Raw genomic sequence first — 17,308 nt, 5'->3', positions numbered from 1 at the left:
GATCACGCCGAATTGATGGCGAAGATCAACGTGAAGGGTGACTTCAATGACGACATCGACGCTGGCATCAAAGCCGGTATCGAGAAGTTCAAGGCCACCCAAACCTGGTAAGCCGCAGCGGGGGCCGCGAGGCTCCCGCTTGCTAACCTGATAGGTGTTACATGGCAGGCGCAAAAGAGATTCGCAGTAAGATTGCGAGCATCAAAAGCACGCAAAAGATCACCAGCGCCATGGAAAAAGTGGCGGTCAGCAAAATGCGCAAGGCACAAATGCGCATGGCTGCTAGCCGTCCCTACGCGGAGCGTATCCGCCAGGTTATTGGTCATCTGGCCAACGCCAACCCGGAATATCGCCACCCGTTCATGATCGATCGCGAAGTAAAGCGCGTCGGTTATGTCGTGGTGAGCAGTGACCGTGGTTTGTGCGGTGGTTTGAATACCAACCTGTTCAAGGCCCTGGTCAAGGACATGGCGGTAAACCGCGAAAAAGGCGTCGAGATCGATCTGTGTGTGGTCGGTAGCAAGGGTGCGGCCTTTTTCCGCAACTTCGGCGGTAACGTCGTTGCAGCTATCAGCCACCTGGGTGAAGAACCGTCGATCAATGATTTGATCGGCAGCGTCAAGGTGATGCTGGATGCATACCTGGAAGGCCGGATTGACCGCCTCTCCGTGGTATCCAACAAGTTCATCAACACCATGACGCAACAGCCTACCGTGGAGCAGTTGATTCCATTGGTGGCCGCCCCGGAACAAGAACTCAAGCACCACTGGGACTACCTCTACGAACCAGACGCCAAAGAGATGCTTGACGGCTTGATGGTGCGCTACGTGGAGTCGCAGGTGTACCAGGCGGTGGTCGAGAACAACGCGGCTGAACAAGCTGCGCGGATGATCGCGATGAAGAACGCTACCGACAACGCCGGTGATTTGATCAGCGATTTGCAGCTGATCTACAACAAGGCGCGTCAGGCTGCGATCACCCAAGAGATCTCGGAAATCGTCGGCGGCGCTGCCGCGGTTTAACGGTTCAAATATTCAGAGGATCCAGCTATGAGTAGCGGACGTATCGTTCAAATCATCGGCGCCGTTATCGACGTGGAATTCCCACGCGACAGCGTACCGAGCATCTACAACGCTTTGAAAGTCAAAAGCGATGCAGGCACCACCCTGGAAGTTCAGCAGCAGCTGGGCGACGGCGTGGTTCGTACCATTGCAATGGGTTCCACCGAAGGCTTGAAGCGCGGTCTGGAAGTCACTGACTCTGGCGCAGCCATCTCCGTACCGGTCGGTAAAGCGACCCTGGGCCGGATCATGGACGTCCTCGGTAACCCGATCGACGAAGCCGGTCCAATCGACACCGAAGAGCGCTGGGGCATTCACCGTCCTGCGCCTTCCTTCGCGGAACAAGCGGGCGGCAACGACCTGCTGGAAACCGGCATCAAGGTTATCGACCTGGTTTGCCCGTTCGCTAAGGGCGGTAAAGTCGGTCTGTTCGGTGGTGCCGGTGTAGGCAAAACCGTAAACATGATGGAACTGATCCGTAACATCGCCATCGAGCACAGCGGTTATTCCGTGTTCGCCGGTGTGGGTGAGCGTACTCGTGAGGGTAACGACTTCTACCACGAGATGAAGGATTCCAACGTTCTGGACAAAGTGGCACTGGTTTACGGTCAGATGAACGAGCCGCCGGGTAACCGTCTGCGCGTAGCACTGACCGGCCTGACCATGGCCGAGAAGTTCCGTGACGAAGGTAACGACGTTCTGCTGTTCGTCGACAACATCTATCGTTACACCCTGGCCGGTACTGAAGTATCCGCACTGCTGGGCCGTATGCCTTCTGCAGTAGGTTACCAGCCGACCCTGGCCGAAGAGATGGGTACTCTGCAAGAGCGTATCACTTCGACCAAAAACGGTTCGATCACCTCGATCCAAGCGGTATACGTACCTGCGGATGACTTGACTGACCCGTCGCCAGCGACCACGTTCGCCCACTTGGACGCCACCGTCGTACTGTCCCGTGACATCGCCTCCCTGGGTATCTACCCAGCGGTCGATCCACTGGACTCGACTTCGCGCCAGCTGGACCCGAACGTCATCGGCCAGGAACACTACGACACCGCTCGCGGCGTCCAGTACGTTCTGCAGCGTTACAAAGAACTGAAGGACATCATTGCGATCCTGGGTATGGACGAGCTGTCGGAAACCGACAAGCAGTTGGTATCCCGCGCTCGTAAGATCCAGCGCTTCTTGTCGCAGCCGTTCTTCGTGGCTGAAGTCTTCACCGGTGCCTCGGGTAAATACGTTTCCCTGAAAGACACCATTGCTGGCTTCAAAGGCATCCTCAACGGTGACTACGACCACCTGCCAGAACAAGCGTTCTACATGGTTGGCGGCATCGAAGAAGCGATCGAGAAAGCCAAGAAACTGTAATTCCGGCGCCCGGTAACGGGCGCTAATCAGGTTGAGGCAAGCAGATGGCTATGACATTCCATTGCGATATCGTCAGCGCGGAAGGGGAAATCTTCTCCGGTCAGATCGAGAGTGTGATTGCACACGGCGAACTGGGCGACCTGGGTATTAACTTTGGCCACGCGCCATTGATTACATCCTTGAAGCCTGGTCCGATCACTCTGACCAAGCTGGGCGGGGAACGGGAGGTGTTTTACATCTCCGGTGGTTTCCTCGAGGTTCAGCCGAACATGGTCAAGGTACTTGCCGACACCGTGCAACGTGCTGCCGACCTGGATGAAGCCTCCGCTCAGGAAGCCGTCAAGGCTGCCGAGAAGGCCCTGAACGAAAAAGGCGCAGATTTCGACTACGGTTCTGCTGCTGCACGTCTGGCCGAGGCCGCAGCTCAGCTGCGCACCGTCCAGCAGATCCGCAAGAAGTTTGGCGGCTAAGCCGTCAAGCCTCATGCGTGATTGATTAAAAAGGGTAGCCTCGGCTACCCTTTTTCTTTTTTTGCAAAACACTTCTTTGGTCTGAAGTCTGACCGCCCAGGATTGGTAGCCATTCATGTCTCTCGAAATCGTAATTCTTGCCGCAGGCCAGGGCACCCGCATGCGTTCGGCCCTGCCCAAGGTGCTGCACCCGGTTGCCGGCAACTCCATGCTTGGCCATGTTATCCACAGCGCCCGGCAGCTGGATCCACAGCGCATTCATGTGGTGATCGGCCACGGTGCCGATGTGGTGCGTGAGCGGCTGGCGGCGGATGACCTGAATTTCGTATTGCAGGACAAGCAATTGGGTACCGGCCATGCCACCGCGCAGGCCGTGCCGTTCATCAAGGCCGACACCGTGCTGATCCTCTACGGAGACGTGCCGCTGATCGAAGTGGAAACCTTGCAGCGCCTGCTCAAGCACGTGGTGCCAGGCCAGATGGGCTTGCTCACTGTCGAGCTGGATGACCCGACCGGCTACGGTCGCATCGTGCGCAACGCTGACGGCAAGGTCGCGGCCATCGTCGAGCATAAAGACGCCAGCGAAGCCCAGCGCGCCATCACTGAAGGCAACACCGGCATCCTCGCGGTGCCGGCTGACCGCCTGGCTGACTGGATGAGCCGCTTGTCCAACAACAACGCCCAGGGCGAGTACTACCTGACCGACGTCATCGAGATGGCCGTCAGCGATGGCCTGGTGGTCGCCACCGAACAGCCCCACGACCCGATGGAAGTGCAGGGCGCCAACGACCGCAAGCAACTGGCGGAGCTGGAGCGTCACTACCAACTGCGTGAAGGCCGCCGCCTGATGGCGCTGGGCGTGACGCTGCGTGATCCGGCACGTTTCGATGTGCGGGGGGACGTCACCGTTGGCCGCGACGTGCTGATCGATATCAACGTGATCCTCGAAGGCCGCGTGGTCATTGAAGACGACGTGGTGATCGGGCCGAACTGCGTGATCAAGGACAGCACCCTGCGCAAGGGTGTGGTGATCAAGGCCAACAGCCATATCGACGGTGCGGTGATGGGCGAGGGCAGTGATGCCGGTCCGTTCGCGCGTTTGCGTCCGGGCAGCGTGCTGGGCGCTCGCGCCCATGTGGGTAACTTTGTAGAACTGAAAAACGCCCGGATGGGCGACGACGCCAAGGCCGGCCATCTGGCCTACCTCGGTGATGCAGTGATCGGTGCCCGCAGCAATATCGGCGCAGGCGCCATCACCTGCAATTACGACGGCGCCAACAAGTACCAGACGACCATTGGCGAAGACGTGTTTATCGGCTCCAACAACTCGCTGATCGCCCCCGTCACTATCGGTGATGGTTCAAACACCGCCGCAGGTTCCACCATCAACCAGGATGTGGATAAGTCCCAGTTGGCCGTCGCCCGCGCCCGCCAGCGCAACATCGACGGCTGGAAACGCCCGGTCAAAATCAAGAAGACCTGAGTTATCCACAACCCTGAAACACTGCGGTACTTATGTGGGAGCGGGCTTGCTCGCGAAGGCGGTCTTTCGGTTGATACATGCGCCGACTGACACACCGCCTTCGCGAGCAAGCCCGCTCCCACATTTTTATCTGTGTTGATTCAAAAAACTCAGTCGCATGCTTGACCATTTTGAATGAATAGGTTTTGATTGCCTTCGTTATCTTTCGAAACGAAACTTATCATCATCATGTCGAAACGAAATACACCCCAACGTCGCCACAACATCCTTGCCATGCTCACCGAGCAAGGTGAAGTCAGCGTGGACGAATTGGCCAAGCGTTTCGAAACCTCGGAAGTCACCATCCGCAAGGACCTGGCGGCCCTCGAAAGTAACGGTCTGTTGCTGCGTCGCTACGGTGGCGCCATCACCATGCCTCAGGAACTGGTCGGTGATCCGGCACAGCCCATTTCGGCCTACAAGCGCGCCATCGCCCGTGCGGCCGTCCGGCGTTTGCGGGAACACGCGCGCATCATCATCGACAGCGGCAGCACCACCGCCGCCATGATCCCCGAACTGGGGCACCAGCCCGGCCTGGTGGTGATGACCAACTCCCTGCACGTGGCCAGCGCCTTGAGCGACCTGGAACACGAGCCGGTATTGTTGATGACCGGCGGCACCTGGGACCCGCATTCGGACTCGTTCCAGGGCCAGGTCGCCGAACAGGTACTGCGTTCCTACGATTTCGACCAGCTCTTTATTGGTGCCGATGGCATCGACCTGGAGCGCGGCACCACCACCTTCAACGAATTACTGGGGCTGAGCCGCGTCATGGCCGAAGTCGCCCGCGAAGTGGTGGTGATGGTCGAGTCCGACAAGATTGGCCGCAAGATCCCCAACCTGGAACTGCCCTGGAGCAGCGTCCATACCCTTATTACCGATGATCGCCTGCCACTTGAGGCCCGCGACCAGATTCAAGCCCGCGGCATCACGCTGATTTGCGCGGCAGTCATCTAGGAGAGAAACCATGTGTGGAATTGTTGGCGCAGTCGCTGAACGAAACGTCACTGCCATTTTGCTCGAAGGCCTCAAACGCCTGGAATACCGTGGCTACGACAGCGCCGGTGTGGCGCTCTTCACCAACGCCGGCAAGCTTGAGCGCATGCGTCGCCCGGGCAAGGTCAGCGAACTCGAACAAGCACTGGCCGGTGAGCCGCTGGTAGGCCGCCTGGGTATCGCCCACACCCGTTGGGCCACCCACGGCGCGCCGTGCGAACGCAACGCCCACCCGCACTTCTCCGGTGACCTGGCGGTTGTGCACAACGGCATCATCGAAAACCACGAAGTGCTGCGTGAACAACTCAAGGGCCAGGGTTATGTCTTCACCTCGGACACCGACACCGAAGTCATCGCCCACCTGCTGAACCACAAGCTCAAGGACATCGGCGACCTGACCAATGCCCTCAAGGCCACCGTCAAGGAACTGCATGGCGCCTATGGCCTGGCCGTGATCAGCGCCAGCCAGCCTGACCGCCTGGTCGCCGCCCGCAGTGGCAGCCCATTGGTGATCGGCCTGGGCCTGGGCGAGAACTTCCTCGCCTCCGACCAACTGGCCCTGCGCCAGGTGACTGACCGCTTCATGTACCTGGAAGAAGGCGACATCGCCGAAATCCGCCGTGAAAGCGTGCAGATCTGGGACGTTGACGGCCAGTCCGTGGAACGTGAGGCCGTGCAGTATCGTGACGGCGCCGAAGCCGCCGACAAGGGCGAGTTCCGCCACTTCATGCTCAAGGAAATCCACGAGCAACCGGCCGTGGTGCAACGCACCCTGGAAGGTCGCCTGAGCCAGAACCAGGTATTGGTGCAAGCCTTCGGCCCGCAAGCTGCCGAGCTGTTCGCCAAAGTGCGCAACGTGCAAATCGTCGCCTGCGGCACCAGCTACCACGCCGGTATGGTCGCCCGTTACTGGCTGGAAGAACTGGCCGGCATCCCGTGCCAGGTCGAAGTCGCCAGCGAATTCCGCTACCGCAAGGTGGTGGTGCAGCCCGACACTCTGTTCGTGACCATCTCCCAGTCCGGCGAAACCGCCGACACCCTGGCCGCCCTGCGCAACGCCAAGGAACTGGGCTTCCTCGGCAGCCTGGCGATCTGCAACGTCGGCATCAGCTCCCTGGTGCGCGAGTCCGACCTGACCCTGCTGACCCAGGCCGGTCGTGAAATCGGCGTGGCATCCACCAAGGCCTTCACCACCCAGTTGGTCGGCCTGTTGTTGCTGACCCTGTCCCTGGGCCAGGTTCGCGGCACGCTGGGCGAAGGCGTCGAGGCACACCTGGTCGAAGAACTGCGCCGCCTGCCGGCCCGCCTGGGTGAAGCCCTGGCCATGGACAGCACTGTGGAGAAAGTCGCTGAGCTGTTCGCCGACAAACACCACACCCTGTTCCTCGGCCGTGGTGCGCAATACCCGGTGGCAATGGAAGGTTCGCTCAAACTCAAGGAAATCTCCTATATCCACGCCGAAGCCTACCCGGCCGGTGAGCTCAAGCACGGTCCGCTGGCCCTGGTGGATGACGACATGCCAGTCGTTACCGTCGCGCCGAACAACGAACTGCTGGAGAAGCTCAAGTCCAACCTGCAGGAAGTGCGCGCCCGTGGCGGCCAACTGATCGTGTTCGCCGACGAGAAGGCCGGCATGACCAATGGCGAAGGCACCCACGTCATCAACATGCCGCACATCCACGACACCCTGTCGCCGATCCTCTACACCATCCCGCTGCAGCTGCTGTCGTATTACGTGGCTGTGCTGAAGGGCACCGACGTTGACCAGCCGCGTAACCTGGCGAAGTCGGTGACGGTGGAATAAGCTGCACCCGAACCACCAAAACCCCCGTTCTTCGGGGGTTTTGCTTTTTCAGGCTACCGGATATCGGGTCTTGGCGTTTCTGTGGACTAATTCCGGGAGTATTCCCCTGCTTTACCCCTAGAATGCGCCCTGTGGATAACTAGCCAGGGAATGCCGCCGCCATGAACATCGAACTGCTGATCGCCGGTATCGTCGTGCTGATTATTGTCGTCGGCCTGGTCGGCTGGCTGGTGGGGGTCTACAACGGCCTGGTGATGCGCCGCAACGATGTGGATAAAGCCTTCGCCAACATCGACGTGCTGCTCAAGCAGCGGGCAGACCAGATTCCCGACCTGATGCGCGTGGTGCAAACCGCCATGAACCATGAGAACGCGCTGTTCACCCGCCTCAGCGACGCCCGCACCGCGTACCTCAACGCCAGCAGCCTCACCGATAAAGTCGATGCCTCCAACCAGCTCAATACGGCGCTCAAGTCGGTGATTGCAGTTGCCGAGAATTATCCGACGCTGATCTCCGGCCCCAACATGGTCGAGTTGCAGCAGGCGATCTCGGCGGTGGAGGAACGCATCGCCGACCGTCGCGAGTTCTTCAATGAGTCGGTCAACCTCTACAACATCGCCATCGCGATTTTTCCTGATCTGTTCTTCGCCAAGATGCTCGGCTATCAGCGCATTCCGCTGCTGGCCATCAGCGCCGAAGAAACCCGCTACGACGGCGTGAAGCTTGAGGTGCCGGGGGCATGAAAACCACCCAGGCAGGGGTTGTCACAAAAAAACCAGCGTGGAAAACCCTGGTGGCACTGGTCTTTCTCGCCGGCTTTATTGGCCTGATGGTCTACGCCCCGACGATCCTCGTGGCGCTGTTTTTTCCTGTGTGCATCCTGATCGGGCTGCTGGCCAGCTTCGGCCCCAATTTCTATCGCACCGAACAGCGCCTGGCCACCAGCCAGATACGCTCATTGGCCATGGGGCTGGTGGAGGTGAACGGCAAGGTGATCGTCGACTCGCCCCTGATCTCCCCGGTCCACGGCAAGCCTTGCGCCGGTTACGTGTGGGTCATCGAAGAAGGCACCAAAGACAAGGATGGCGATTGGAGCTGGAGCCAGGTCTCGGCCGAGGCTCGCTGCAATGACTTCCGCCTGCAGGACGCCACCGGTGAAGTGACAGTGATTGCCGAGGGTATCGACCTGTTCGGCAAGAAGCGCCCTGACGACCATGAATGGATCAGCAGCTCCCGCCGCCAGGGCGAACTGCTCCTCACCCAGGATATGCAGGTGATGCTGATTGGCGACGCCTGCGAGCGTGCGGGCAAGACGGTGATTGCCCAGGGCCGGCAACCTGACGCGATGTTCGGCCTGGCCGAGACCAAGGAGGTGGAAAACCGCCGTGTGCTGGCGCCGCTGTGGCGCGCCGGTGGTTTCTACGCGGTGGTGGTGGGTTTGATCGGCGTCGGCATCATGGCCATGACGCCGGAACATTTTGCCCAACTGCATTTGCCGGGCCCTGCCACCTACCAGCAAATGGCAGAGCTGAATCCCGCCTATCGGTTTCTGGCCTGGTTGTACCGTGACAATGGCTTCGTGATTCCTTTCATGGCCGCGTTTGGCTTCTTGTTGACGATGTTTGTGGTGTTGCTCGCGCTGCGGCTCTTGCTGCCCACGGGCATGCGCCTGGCGGTAGGCCGCGTGCTGGGCGCCTGGATGGGCCTGGGCATGGTGATTGGCGGCGTAGTGACCTTGCTGCTGGTGGTGGCCCAGGTGGACACCATGAAGGTGTTCCTGGTGTGGATGATGATTCTGCTGGGCACCCTGGTGTTTTCGATCTTTGAGCAACGCAAGCTGGGGGTGGCGTACAAGCATTTCGCAAAAGATGCCGGCACTGCCGGTTTAGGCGACGAAGACGCCTGATCAGGGTACAAACTCAACCTTCAAGCCTCGGCTGGCGCTGCGGCCCTGATCGTCAGTCACCCGCAACCGGTACTCCCCCGACTTACCCGGCCGCCAGTTCAGCGTGGTTTGCGGCGGGCCCTGGCCGATCAGGGTCTGGTCGGCGAACCAATACAGCGTCAGTGCATCACTGGCCGCGTTGGCGTTCAGCGGGATGCTTTCCTGGGGCTGGGACAGGCGCAGGTGGTAGCTGACCTGGGTCAGCGGCGAGCGAATCTGTGGCGCTTCGCTTTGATCGCCGACACGGTTGGGTTGGCAGCTTTTCTGCACATTGGGCGGCGTACGCCGGGGCAGCCCTGCGGCGCGGAACAGCCGCTGCACATCGCTGGGCCAGAACTCGAAGACTTCTTCACGGGTGTACTGCGGGTCGAACGGCGGGCACGCGGCCTTGCCGGTGCGGGTGTCGATCAGCACCGGGCGGTGCAGGTTGGACACCCGAATCGGTGACACGCCGGGGATGTACCAGGTCTTGCGGGTACGTGGGCACCAACGGTTGGGCAAGTCACCAGAGGCCGCGCAGACGTCAATGCGGATCAGCCCGGCGGGCGGCTTGTCGGGTTTGATCACCACATTGGGCAAGGCCAGCGGCAGGGCGTCGGCGATACGGAAGAACAACGGTGCCGCAGTTTTCGCACCGATAAACTCAGGATTCGGACGGCCATCGAAGTTGCCCACCCACACCACCAGCACGTACGGGCCTACGAGGCCGGCGCTCCATGCATCATGAAAACCCCAGGACGTGCCGGTCTTCCAGGCCGTACGCCAGTGGCGCCCCGGCAGCCCGTCCGGGCGCGGGTTGCGCCGCAGCATGTCGCGCACCATAAACGCGGCCTGCGGCGTGAGTAGCTGGGCGCCAGTGGTTTGCGGCTGTTCCTGCAAATAGCGCAGCGGCCGCAAATGCCCGTCACCAGCCAGCATCACATACAGCCGCGCCAGCTCCTCGGGCGTCATCTCGCCGCCGCCCAAGGCCAGCGCCAAGCCGTAATGGCTTTCGCCGCGCAGGCCCTTGATCCCGGCCCGTTGCAGCAATCCGTAGAGTGACGGTGAGCGGGTTTGGCTGGCCAGCCACACCGCCGGAATATTGCGGCTGCGAATCAGCGCGTCACGGGCTGTCACCGGCCCGACAAAACTGCCGTCGAAATTTTCCGGCTGGAAGTAGCCGAAGTTACTCGGCATGTCCTTGAGGATGCTCATGGGGTGGATCACCCCTTGATCCAGCGCCAGCCCATACAGGAATGGCTTGAGGGTGGAGCCCGGCGAGCGCCGCGACAACACGCCGTTGACCTGGCCGTGGATGCTTGTGGATAAGTAGTCTGCCGAGCCCACCAGGGCTTTTACGCTCTGGTCGCGGCTGTCGATCAGGATCGCCGTGGCGTTTTCCACACCGCTGCTGCGGCGCTCGGCGATGAAGCCGGTGATCAGCCGTTCCAGCAATTGTTGCAGCGCCAGGTTGAGGGTGCTGTTCAACTCATTGCCGGTTTGCGAGGCCAGCAACTGTTCGCTCAGGTGCGGCGCGAGAAACGGGATCTGCTGGCGGTTGCGGGCTTCCAGCGGCAGGTCCAGCAAACTGTCGTTACGCGGGTCCTGTGGATAAGTTTCCCGCCAGTCGGCCATCAGCCGTTGCCGGGCGGTTTGCAGGGAAGGCCCAAAGCGCGCCCGACGACCCGGTTGCTGGGGAATCACGGCCAGCGCGAGGGCTTCAGACAAGGACAACTGCGCCGCTGACTTGCCAAAATAGATCCGGCTGGCCGCTTCGGCACCTTCGATATTGCCGCCCATGGGCGCCAGGTTGAGGTAGGCCTCAAGGATGTCGTGCTTGCTGTAACGCGCCTCCAGCCACAGTGCCAGGGCCATCTGCTGCAGCTTGCCGGGTACCTGGCGGGTATTGAGATCCCACAGGCGCCTGGCCAACTGCATGCTCAAGGTCGAGCCGCCTTGGCGCTGGCCGCCGCTATAGGTGGCCATGGCCGCCCGCAGCAACGCCGGGGGATTGATCCCCGGGTGCCAGTAGAAATTGCGGTCTTCCTTGAGCAGCAACGCCTCCACCAGTGACGGAGAAATCCGTTCCAGGGGTAGCCACAGGCGATATTGCCCGTCAGCCGCCAGGGTCATGCGCAGCAGCGAACCGTCATCGGCCAGCACCACCCGTGAGGAGGTGGCTGCCTGTTCCAGCGGCGCGTGGGGCCACAACCGTAGCCCCGCCAGAATCAACGCCGCTGCCAGCAGCGGCGTCAGGCTTTTAAGGCTTGGTAATTTCAAGCTGGCCTACTTTGCCGCGTCCTTGCAGGGTGGTTTCGTACATGCCCTCGGCGTAGGCCGGTGGCGTATTGAAGGTACCGGCGTTGGTGGCGCGCACGCGGTACACGAAGGTGCCTACATCCCGCAGCGCGGTGCCGTACAACACCACTCGGTCATCACGCACGTCGACGTAGTCCGGTTGCCAGTTGCTCAAATCGGTCTCGCCAATCGGCGCCTGCCAGGCGTCGGCTTCTTCGGTGTCTTCGCCGGTTTCAACGTACTCCGAATCGTCGCCTTCGCTTTCCTCGGTGCTGGCCGCTTCCGGCTCCGGCGGCAAGTTATACACAGGCTCGACGCCGCCCGGCAGCAGGTCGACCACGGCCACTTGTTGCACCTGATCACGGTCGGTGGCGCGCAAGCGCAGGCGCACCAGGAACTCATCGCCTACCGCGACCTTGCTGACTGGATTGCCCTTGAGGTCGAGGTATTCGTGGATGATTTCCAGGCCGCTGTTGATCGGCTTGAGGTTGGCGCCCTTGTCATAGCCCGCTTCGCTCAGCATGTAGAACGCCGCCGGGCCGTCGGATTTTTCCATCTGCAGTTTTTGCGTACCGGCAGGCACCGCCGCACGTGGCGGTTGGCCGGCCATCTGCAACAACTGTTGCTGCTTGTCGCTGAGCCATGCGGTGGCCTTGAGGGTCATGTCGCTTTGGGCGCGCTGGCCGTAATTGTCCAGGGCCCGCAGCAACAGTGCCGCCGACAGCGAGTTGTAGCGTTGCTCGTTGAGACGCTTGCCGAGTTTATCCAGCAGGCTTGTCGGCACATCGTCGAGCATTTCCGGGAAGTGCCGCGCGAGCAAATGCAGGTGCTCGGCGTCGTGCACCAGCGGGTCGTAATACAGGCCGTCGCTGTTCCATTTATCCGACAGGGAAAGCCACGGCACCTTGCGGAACAAGGTATCGGCCTGGCGATCCTGCTTGAGCAGCTTGTAGCTGGCGGCCAGGTACGCCGCGCCAATGTCGTTCTGCCAGGTGTCCTTGAAGTAGCTTTCATAGCGCTCGCGGATATCGCTCAAGGCGCCGCTCACCAGAATCCCCTGACGGCTCAGGAGGTAACTGGCATAGGCGCGGTTGCGCAGTTCCGACAGACCTTCGCTCGGGCCGTTGGCCAGGTCGGTGAGGTACGCGTTGGAACGTTGCAACAGGTCTTCCGGTACCGGCAGCCCGCGCTCCCTGGCTTCGATCAGGAAGTCGGTGGCGTACAGGCTGGCGTACGGCGCTACGTCCGGGTTGGCCGCCCACAGGCCGAAACCACCGGCCTGGTTCTGCCGCTGACGCAGCATGCGCACCGCGCCGTTGAAGGCCTGCTCGGCCTCCGGCGCGTTACCACCCCAGATCAACGCCGGCATGGCCTTGGACACCAATTGCTCGGTGCAGGCGTAGCCGTAGTCGTCCAGGTAATGCTTGAGGCCGTTGGCCCAGACCAGCGGCGAAGCGGCGACGCCCAACTGCACATCGCGCAACTGGCTGAACAGCTCGCGGGTCGGTTTCAGCTCTTTGCTGGCGCTGTCGAAACGGCCCAGGCTCAGGGCCACCCGATGCTCGCTCAAGGGTCGGATCGAAGTGGTTTCCGCCACCTGGATACGCTTGCCATCCGGCAGCACCGCGACGAAGCGCAAGTCGGCCGAGCCTAGGGTTTCCCCAACCTTGATCTTGAACTCGGCAACACCTTCCTTGCGCGGTTGCAGGGCCAGGGTGCTGGCCTTGTCGCCTTGCACCTGCAGGCCATCGCTGGTCTGCACTTCAAACTTCACGTCCGCCGCCGCGTCCAGGTTGCTGAACACCCCGGCGCTGACGCTGAACACATCCCCCGGTGCGACAAAGGCCGGCACGTTCGGCGTGATCACCAGCGGCCCGCGCACTTCGGTGTTGGCCTCGCTGACGCCCACGCTGTCGCTGTCCACGGCCACCGCAAACAGATGCAGCTTGCCATTGAAGCTGTCCGGAACCTGGTAGTGCAGCACGGTTTCACCGGCCGGCAAGTCCACCAGGCCAGACCACCAGGCCACAGGCGGCTGATGTTTACGCTTGAACGGGTTGAGGTGGTTGGCCAGGGCGCCTTCCGTATCGCCACCCGGCGCTGCCCCACTGAGCAGGCGGCTGAATTCCGGCAGGATCAGGTCAAGGATCTGACTGGTGCCGACCTCCAGTGCACGCTTCTGGAAGAAGAAGCCCAACGGGTCCGGCGTCTGGTAGCGCGCCACTTGCAGGATGCCTTCGTCCACCGCGTAGACCACTGCGCGGCCAGGGCGGTCGGCGTTGACCTTGATGTCCAGGGTCTGCCCCGGCTCGATCTTCGCCGGGCCTTCGACTTTCAGCGCCATGCGCCGCGCGTCGAGATTGATGCTGAACGGCACTACGCCGTAGGACAGCGGGCTCATGTAGACCTCGGACGAACCAATGTCCCGTACGAACTGCACGTTGACGTAGGCATTGCCCTCAAGCCCCGCAGGAACGCGGATGTGTTGCACGCTGTTGGTGCTGTCGGCCTTGAACCACTGCTGGGTGTAGACCTTGTCCCGCTCGATGGTGATCAACCCGGCGCCGGTGTACGGCGCGCGAATGCTGATGGCGATCTCATCACCGGTGGCGTAGCTGCGTTTATCCAGGCGCAGTTGCAGTTCGGCGTTGCGCTCCAGGGAGCGCGAGGTGTTGCCCCGGCCGGCGACGCTGTAGTCGATCTGGTTCAGCAGGTTGCCGTTGGCGTCCTTGAGTTGCAGGGTGAAATCGCCCGGGGTGCCGGTGTTCAGGGTTTGCTTGGCGCCGTCCTTGGTCATCACCAGCGGCGAGGCCGGCTGGCTGATGTTCTTGATGCGCGACTCGTATTTGTAGGTGCCGTTGGATTGCTTCACCAGCACCGAGACGTAGCGGTGCTCGACCACTTCACTGGTCAGGCCGTCGACTGCGACTGGCGTGAGGTCTGGCGCCACGGCCAGCCATTGCACTTCACGCGGAGCGTCCTTGGCGACGAAAGACAGCGAATCCTTGCTCTTCACACCCACCAGGTACGGCGCCGCCGACACCAGCAATGCGCTTTGTGCGGCGACGTTGCGACCGCCTTCGGCTTCGTACACCTGGGTCATCACTTGCAGGCGGTAGGTGCTGTTGGCGAAGCGTTGCAGGTTCAGGTCCAGCACCGCCTGGCCATTGTCGTCGACGGTGGTTTCGGCCAGGTCTTCGGAGCTGGCTTCTTCCAGCGAGTCATTCAGGCGGAAGCGGTAATCCGGGTAGCGATCAAAGGCCGCGAGCGTGGGGCTCAGGGACATTTTCGCCGTGACGCGACGACCCGCCGCCGGAGCGCCGAACAAGTGCATCGCGGTGACCTTGGCCACCACCTGGTCCGGCGGGATCCAGCCCAGCACCGGTGTATCGTGCAGGCTCAGGCTGACTTTCATCCGGTCCGGTTCAAAGTCGCGGACCTTGAAGCTGACGCTGCCCAGGTCGGTACGACGCTGCTTCTCACCGATCAGTTGCAGGGTCGCGGTGTAATCGCCGGATGGGGCTACTTCGCTGCTTGGGAAATCGAAGGTTTCAAAACCGCTGGCCGACAGTTTCAACGGCTGGCGAATCACCTCAAGGCCACGGGGGTCGGTGATCTGCAACTCAACCGGCAGGCCTTGCAGGGCGCCTTTCCAGTCGCCGCTGCGCACGATCATGCCCAGGTGCGCGGTCTCGCCGGGCCGGTACAGGCCGCGATCGGTAAACAGGTAGGCGCTGAGGCGATTGATCGCACCGTCCTCTTCCAGGCCGCCTACATCAAAGCGTGACAAATCCAGCTGTTGCGACTGACGGGCAATCGGCAGGAAGGATTGGTCATTGCCGCGACTGACCACATACATCAACGGCGTTTTCTCACGGCGCAATTCATCCAGCTTGGCGAAGTGCGCGTGACCTTCGGCGTCGGTATGGCCGCTGGCGACCGGCAAACCGTTGCGGCCGATGATATCGACCTGGGCGTCGGACACCGGCGAGCCGTTGCCGATGGACTGCACGTACACATCGTGGCTGCCATCACTGGAGCGCTTGGCGATGATGCCCAAGTCGGTGACCACGATGAAACGCAGGTCGCTGGTGGTGTTGCGCGAGTAGTCGAAGGTGCGATCAGCCGGGTCGTCCTGCGGGCTCAGCTTGAGCACAAAAATCCCCCGGCGGCCGCCGTTGGCCGTCAGGTAGCTGCTCAGGTCGACATTGTCGTAGACGGTTTTCGACGGGTCGCCAGCCGACAGCGGAATGTCCAGGCTCTGACGCTCCACCATCCGGTCGAAGTAGTCATTGGCAAAATTCGGTCGGGCAAAGCTGCCGCTGCTCTGGTCCACCAGGTGTTGCAACTGGTTGGGCAGCAGGCGCGCGATTTCCACATGGGCGCCGGGTACGCCACGGGCCATGAAGCCCAGGCGTTTTTCGCCGGTGAGGCTGAGCAGGGCGCCGTCGGACAGGAACTGCAGCGTGCGTGGATAAGCCGGCATGCTCACGAGAGAGGCTGTCGGATTTTTCGCCAGGTAGCCGCCGATGGCTTCCAGGTTGGCCGGCACCCGCACATACAGGGCGCGGCCCGGCGGGGCCTTGAACTTGAAGGCGTGCAGGGTATTCAGCGGTTCGACGCTCGGCACGTGGGTCAGCTTGACCTTGGTGCTGCTGGCCAGCAGTTTGTCGTCGATGTCTTGCAGGTTCCAGGGGCGGGTATCGTCCTCGGCTTTTTCCGGCAGCATCCAGGCCTGCACCTTGTTGGCGATGGTCTCGTCGGCCACGGCGCTGGAACTGCTGAACATCAACACCGGCTCGGGTTCGCCGCGCTCGTTGTCGACAAAGCTGACTTCGGCGCCGGTAAAGGTCAGGCGATAGCGGCCGGGCACGGTGACTTCGGCCACCAGCGGCGCCGAGCTGGGATTGCCGCCATCACGGGCCTTGAGGCCTTCATCGAGCTTGGCGCTGACCGGGGTGCTTTCCAGTGGGGTGGCCAGGGCGGCAGAGCGCACAAAGGCGTTGAGCTTGTGTTCGTCGAAGGTGATTTCCGGGCGATTGGGCAGTTGCGCATCGCGGTAGGCCAATCCTTTGCCGAGGGTGACCGAGGCACGTTTGCGTACGCTGTCTTCGTCTACCGGGTGGGAAAAGTGGAAGGTCGCTACCAGCTGTTTCTGCGTCGGGTTGCTCGGGTCCTGGTACAGCTCGTTTTGCGTCAAGGTGGCGCGGAACGGCTGGGTGGAGAATTGGCTGGTGTATTGGCTGAGCAGTACGCCGTCGGCCAACAGGGTTTTCTTGGCCAGGTCGATGGTGTAGTGGGCGTCGACGGGCCAGTCTTTTTCCGGGGTGAACACCAGGCTGCGGTCATCCGCCCAGCGCCAGGCGCCGGCGATGGCAGGCTTGAGGGTGATGCCTTCGGTGACCGGCTTGCCGATGGCCGCCAGCGGGGCCACGGATTCGGCGAAGCGTACCTGCAAGTTATCCACAACCGGTTGCGGCTGGGTGTAATCCGTCAGGTTGGGCTTGTGCAGCGAATAACCCACGGTGTGGGGCTGTGGCAGGTGGGAATACCAGTGCCAGCCGTAAAAGCCCGCGGCCAGCACGAGTACCAGGGCCAGCGCGCCGCCCGCAGCCTGGCGCGGATAAGCCCGGGCCTTGTGGCCGACGTTGACCAGACCGTTGCCTGTGGCTTGCAGCCAGCGCGGCGGCTGCCACTGGCCGAACAGGCTGCGCGCCAGCCATCGAACGGCGCTGAACAGAACACTCACCACTGAGATCAAGGCCCCGAAAAAACGGCGGCTGGTCGCTTTTAACGAATCAAACATGGTGAGCATCCCTGGCAATGTGTCGCGTATCTTACACGTCTCTTTGATACAAAAGATGA

11 protein-coding genes are annotated in these 17,308 nt (G+C 61.6%); 9 read left to right on the top strand and 2 right to left on the bottom strand.

From position 1 onward, the window contains the following. The 9 genes from ACIOMR_RS11970 to ACIOMR_RS11930 all read left to right on the top strand — a co-directional run. The coding region (locus ACIOMR_RS11970; RefSeq protein ID WP_401194246.1) for a hypothetical protein at positions 1-111 on the top strand (111 nt) is incomplete at its 5' end. 50 nt (positions 112-161) lie between these two features. Next, positions 162-1,022, top strand: a complete 861-nt coding sequence (atpG, locus tag ACIOMR_RS11965) for a F0F1 ATP synthase subunit gamma (protein WP_401194241.1) — start codon at positions 162-164, stop codon at positions 1,020-1,022. A 27-nt stretch (positions 1,023-1,049) separates the two neighbouring features. Further along, positions 1,050-2,429 (top strand): F0F1 ATP synthase subunit beta, encoded by a 1,380-nt coding sequence (gene atpD / locus ACIOMR_RS11960; RefSeq protein WP_003213545.1) that lies wholly within the window; start codon positions 1,050-1,052, stop codon positions 2,427-2,429. 44 nt (positions 2,430-2,473) lie between these two features. Further along, the gene (locus ACIOMR_RS11955) at positions 2,474-2,899 is read left to right on the top strand and encodes a F0F1 ATP synthase subunit epsilon (protein WP_008439541.1); all 426 of its coding nucleotides are present in this window, start codon (positions 2,474-2,476) and stop codon (positions 2,897-2,899) included. Positions 2,900-3,014: 115 nt separating this feature from the next. Further along, positions 3,015-4,382, top strand: coding sequence for a bifunctional UDP-N-acetylglucosamine diphosphorylase/glucosamine-1-phosphate N-acetyltransferase GlmU (glmU, locus tag ACIOMR_RS11950; RefSeq protein WP_102370203.1), 1,368 nt, complete (start codon positions 3,015-3,017; stop codon positions 4,380-4,382). 225 nt (positions 4,383-4,607) lie between these two features. Next, positions 4,608-5,378: a DeoR family transcriptional regulator gene (locus ACIOMR_RS11945; RefSeq protein ID WP_177054074.1), complete on the top strand. Its 771-nt coding sequence runs from the start codon at positions 4,608-4,610 to the stop codon at positions 5,376-5,378. A gap of 10 nt (positions 5,379-5,388) precedes the next feature. Then, positions 5,389-7,221: a glutamine--fructose-6-phosphate transaminase (isomerizing) gene (gene glmS / locus ACIOMR_RS11940; RefSeq protein ID WP_003213537.1), complete on the top strand. Its 1,833-nt coding sequence runs from the start codon at positions 5,389-5,391 to the stop codon at positions 7,219-7,221. 161 nt (positions 7,222-7,382) lie between these two features. Further along, the gene (locus ACIOMR_RS11935; RefSeq protein WP_003213535.1) at positions 7,383-7,964 is read left to right on the top strand and encodes a LemA family protein; all 582 of its coding nucleotides are present in this window, start codon (positions 7,383-7,385) and stop codon (positions 7,962-7,964) included. Continuing rightward, positions 7,961-9,127 carry a hypothetical protein gene (locus ACIOMR_RS11930; protein ID WP_401194235.1) on the top strand — a complete coding sequence of 389 codons (1,167 nt, stop codon included), beginning with the start codon at positions 7,961-7,963 and terminating at the stop codon, positions 9,125-9,127. Before ACIOMR_RS11935 ends, ACIOMR_RS11930 begins: the two co-directional genes overlap by 4 nt. On the opposite strand, the gene pbpC is transcribed toward ACIOMR_RS11930, so the two are convergent. Both pbpC and ACIOMR_RS11920 read right to left on the bottom strand, forming a co-directional pair. After that, positions 9,128-11,425 carry a penicillin-binding protein 1C gene (gene pbpC / locus ACIOMR_RS11925; RefSeq protein WP_032899911.1) on the bottom strand — a complete coding sequence of 766 codons (2,298 nt, stop codon included), beginning with the start codon at positions 11,423-11,425 and terminating at the stop codon, positions 9,128-9,130. Continuing rightward, positions 11,406-17,249, bottom strand: a complete 5,844-nt coding sequence (locus tag ACIOMR_RS11920) for an alpha-2-macroglobulin (RefSeq protein ID WP_401194232.1) — start codon at positions 17,247-17,249, stop codon at positions 11,406-11,408. The genes pbpC and ACIOMR_RS11920 overlap by 20 nt, the downstream gene beginning before the upstream one ends. Positions 17,250-17,308: the final 59 nt, after the last annotated feature.

The sequence above is a fragment of the Pseudomonas sp. NPDC087814 genome, from assembly GCF_044742865.1.
Taxonomy (GTDB): domain Bacteria; phylum Pseudomonadota; class Gammaproteobacteria; order Pseudomonadales; family Pseudomonadaceae; genus Aquipseudomonas.
This window is presented reverse-complemented; position numbering and strand designations above follow the sequence as displayed.

Coding starts and splice junctions, on each gene's coding strand:
- atpG (WP_401194241.1), top strand. CDS start 162: ATGGCAGGCGCAAAAGAGATTCGCAGTAAGATTGCGAGCATCAAAAGC.
- atpD (WP_003213545.1), top strand. CDS start 1,050: ATGAGTAGCGGACGTATCGTTCAAATCATCGGCGCCGTTATCGACGTG.
- ACIOMR_RS11955 (WP_008439541.1), top strand. CDS start 2,474: ATGGCTATGACATTCCATTGCGATATCGTCAGCGCGGAAGGGGAAATC.
- glmU (WP_102370203.1), top strand. CDS start 3,015: ATGTCTCTCGAAATCGTAATTCTTGCCGCAGGCCAGGGCACCCGCATG.
- glmS (WP_003213537.1), top strand. CDS start 5,389: ATGTGTGGAATTGTTGGCGCAGTCGCTGAACGAAACGTCACTGCCATT.
- ACIOMR_RS11935 (WP_003213535.1), top strand. CDS start 7,383: ATGAACATCGAACTGCTGATCGCCGGTATCGTCGTGCTGATTATTGTC.
- ACIOMR_RS11930 (WP_401194235.1), top strand. CDS start 7,961: ATGAAAACCACCCAGGCAGGGGTTGTCACAAAAAAACCAGCGTGGAAA.
- ACIOMR_RS11920 (WP_401194232.1), bottom strand. CDS start 17,249: ATGTTTGATTCGTTAAAAGCGACCAGCCGCCGTTTTTTCGGGGCCTTG.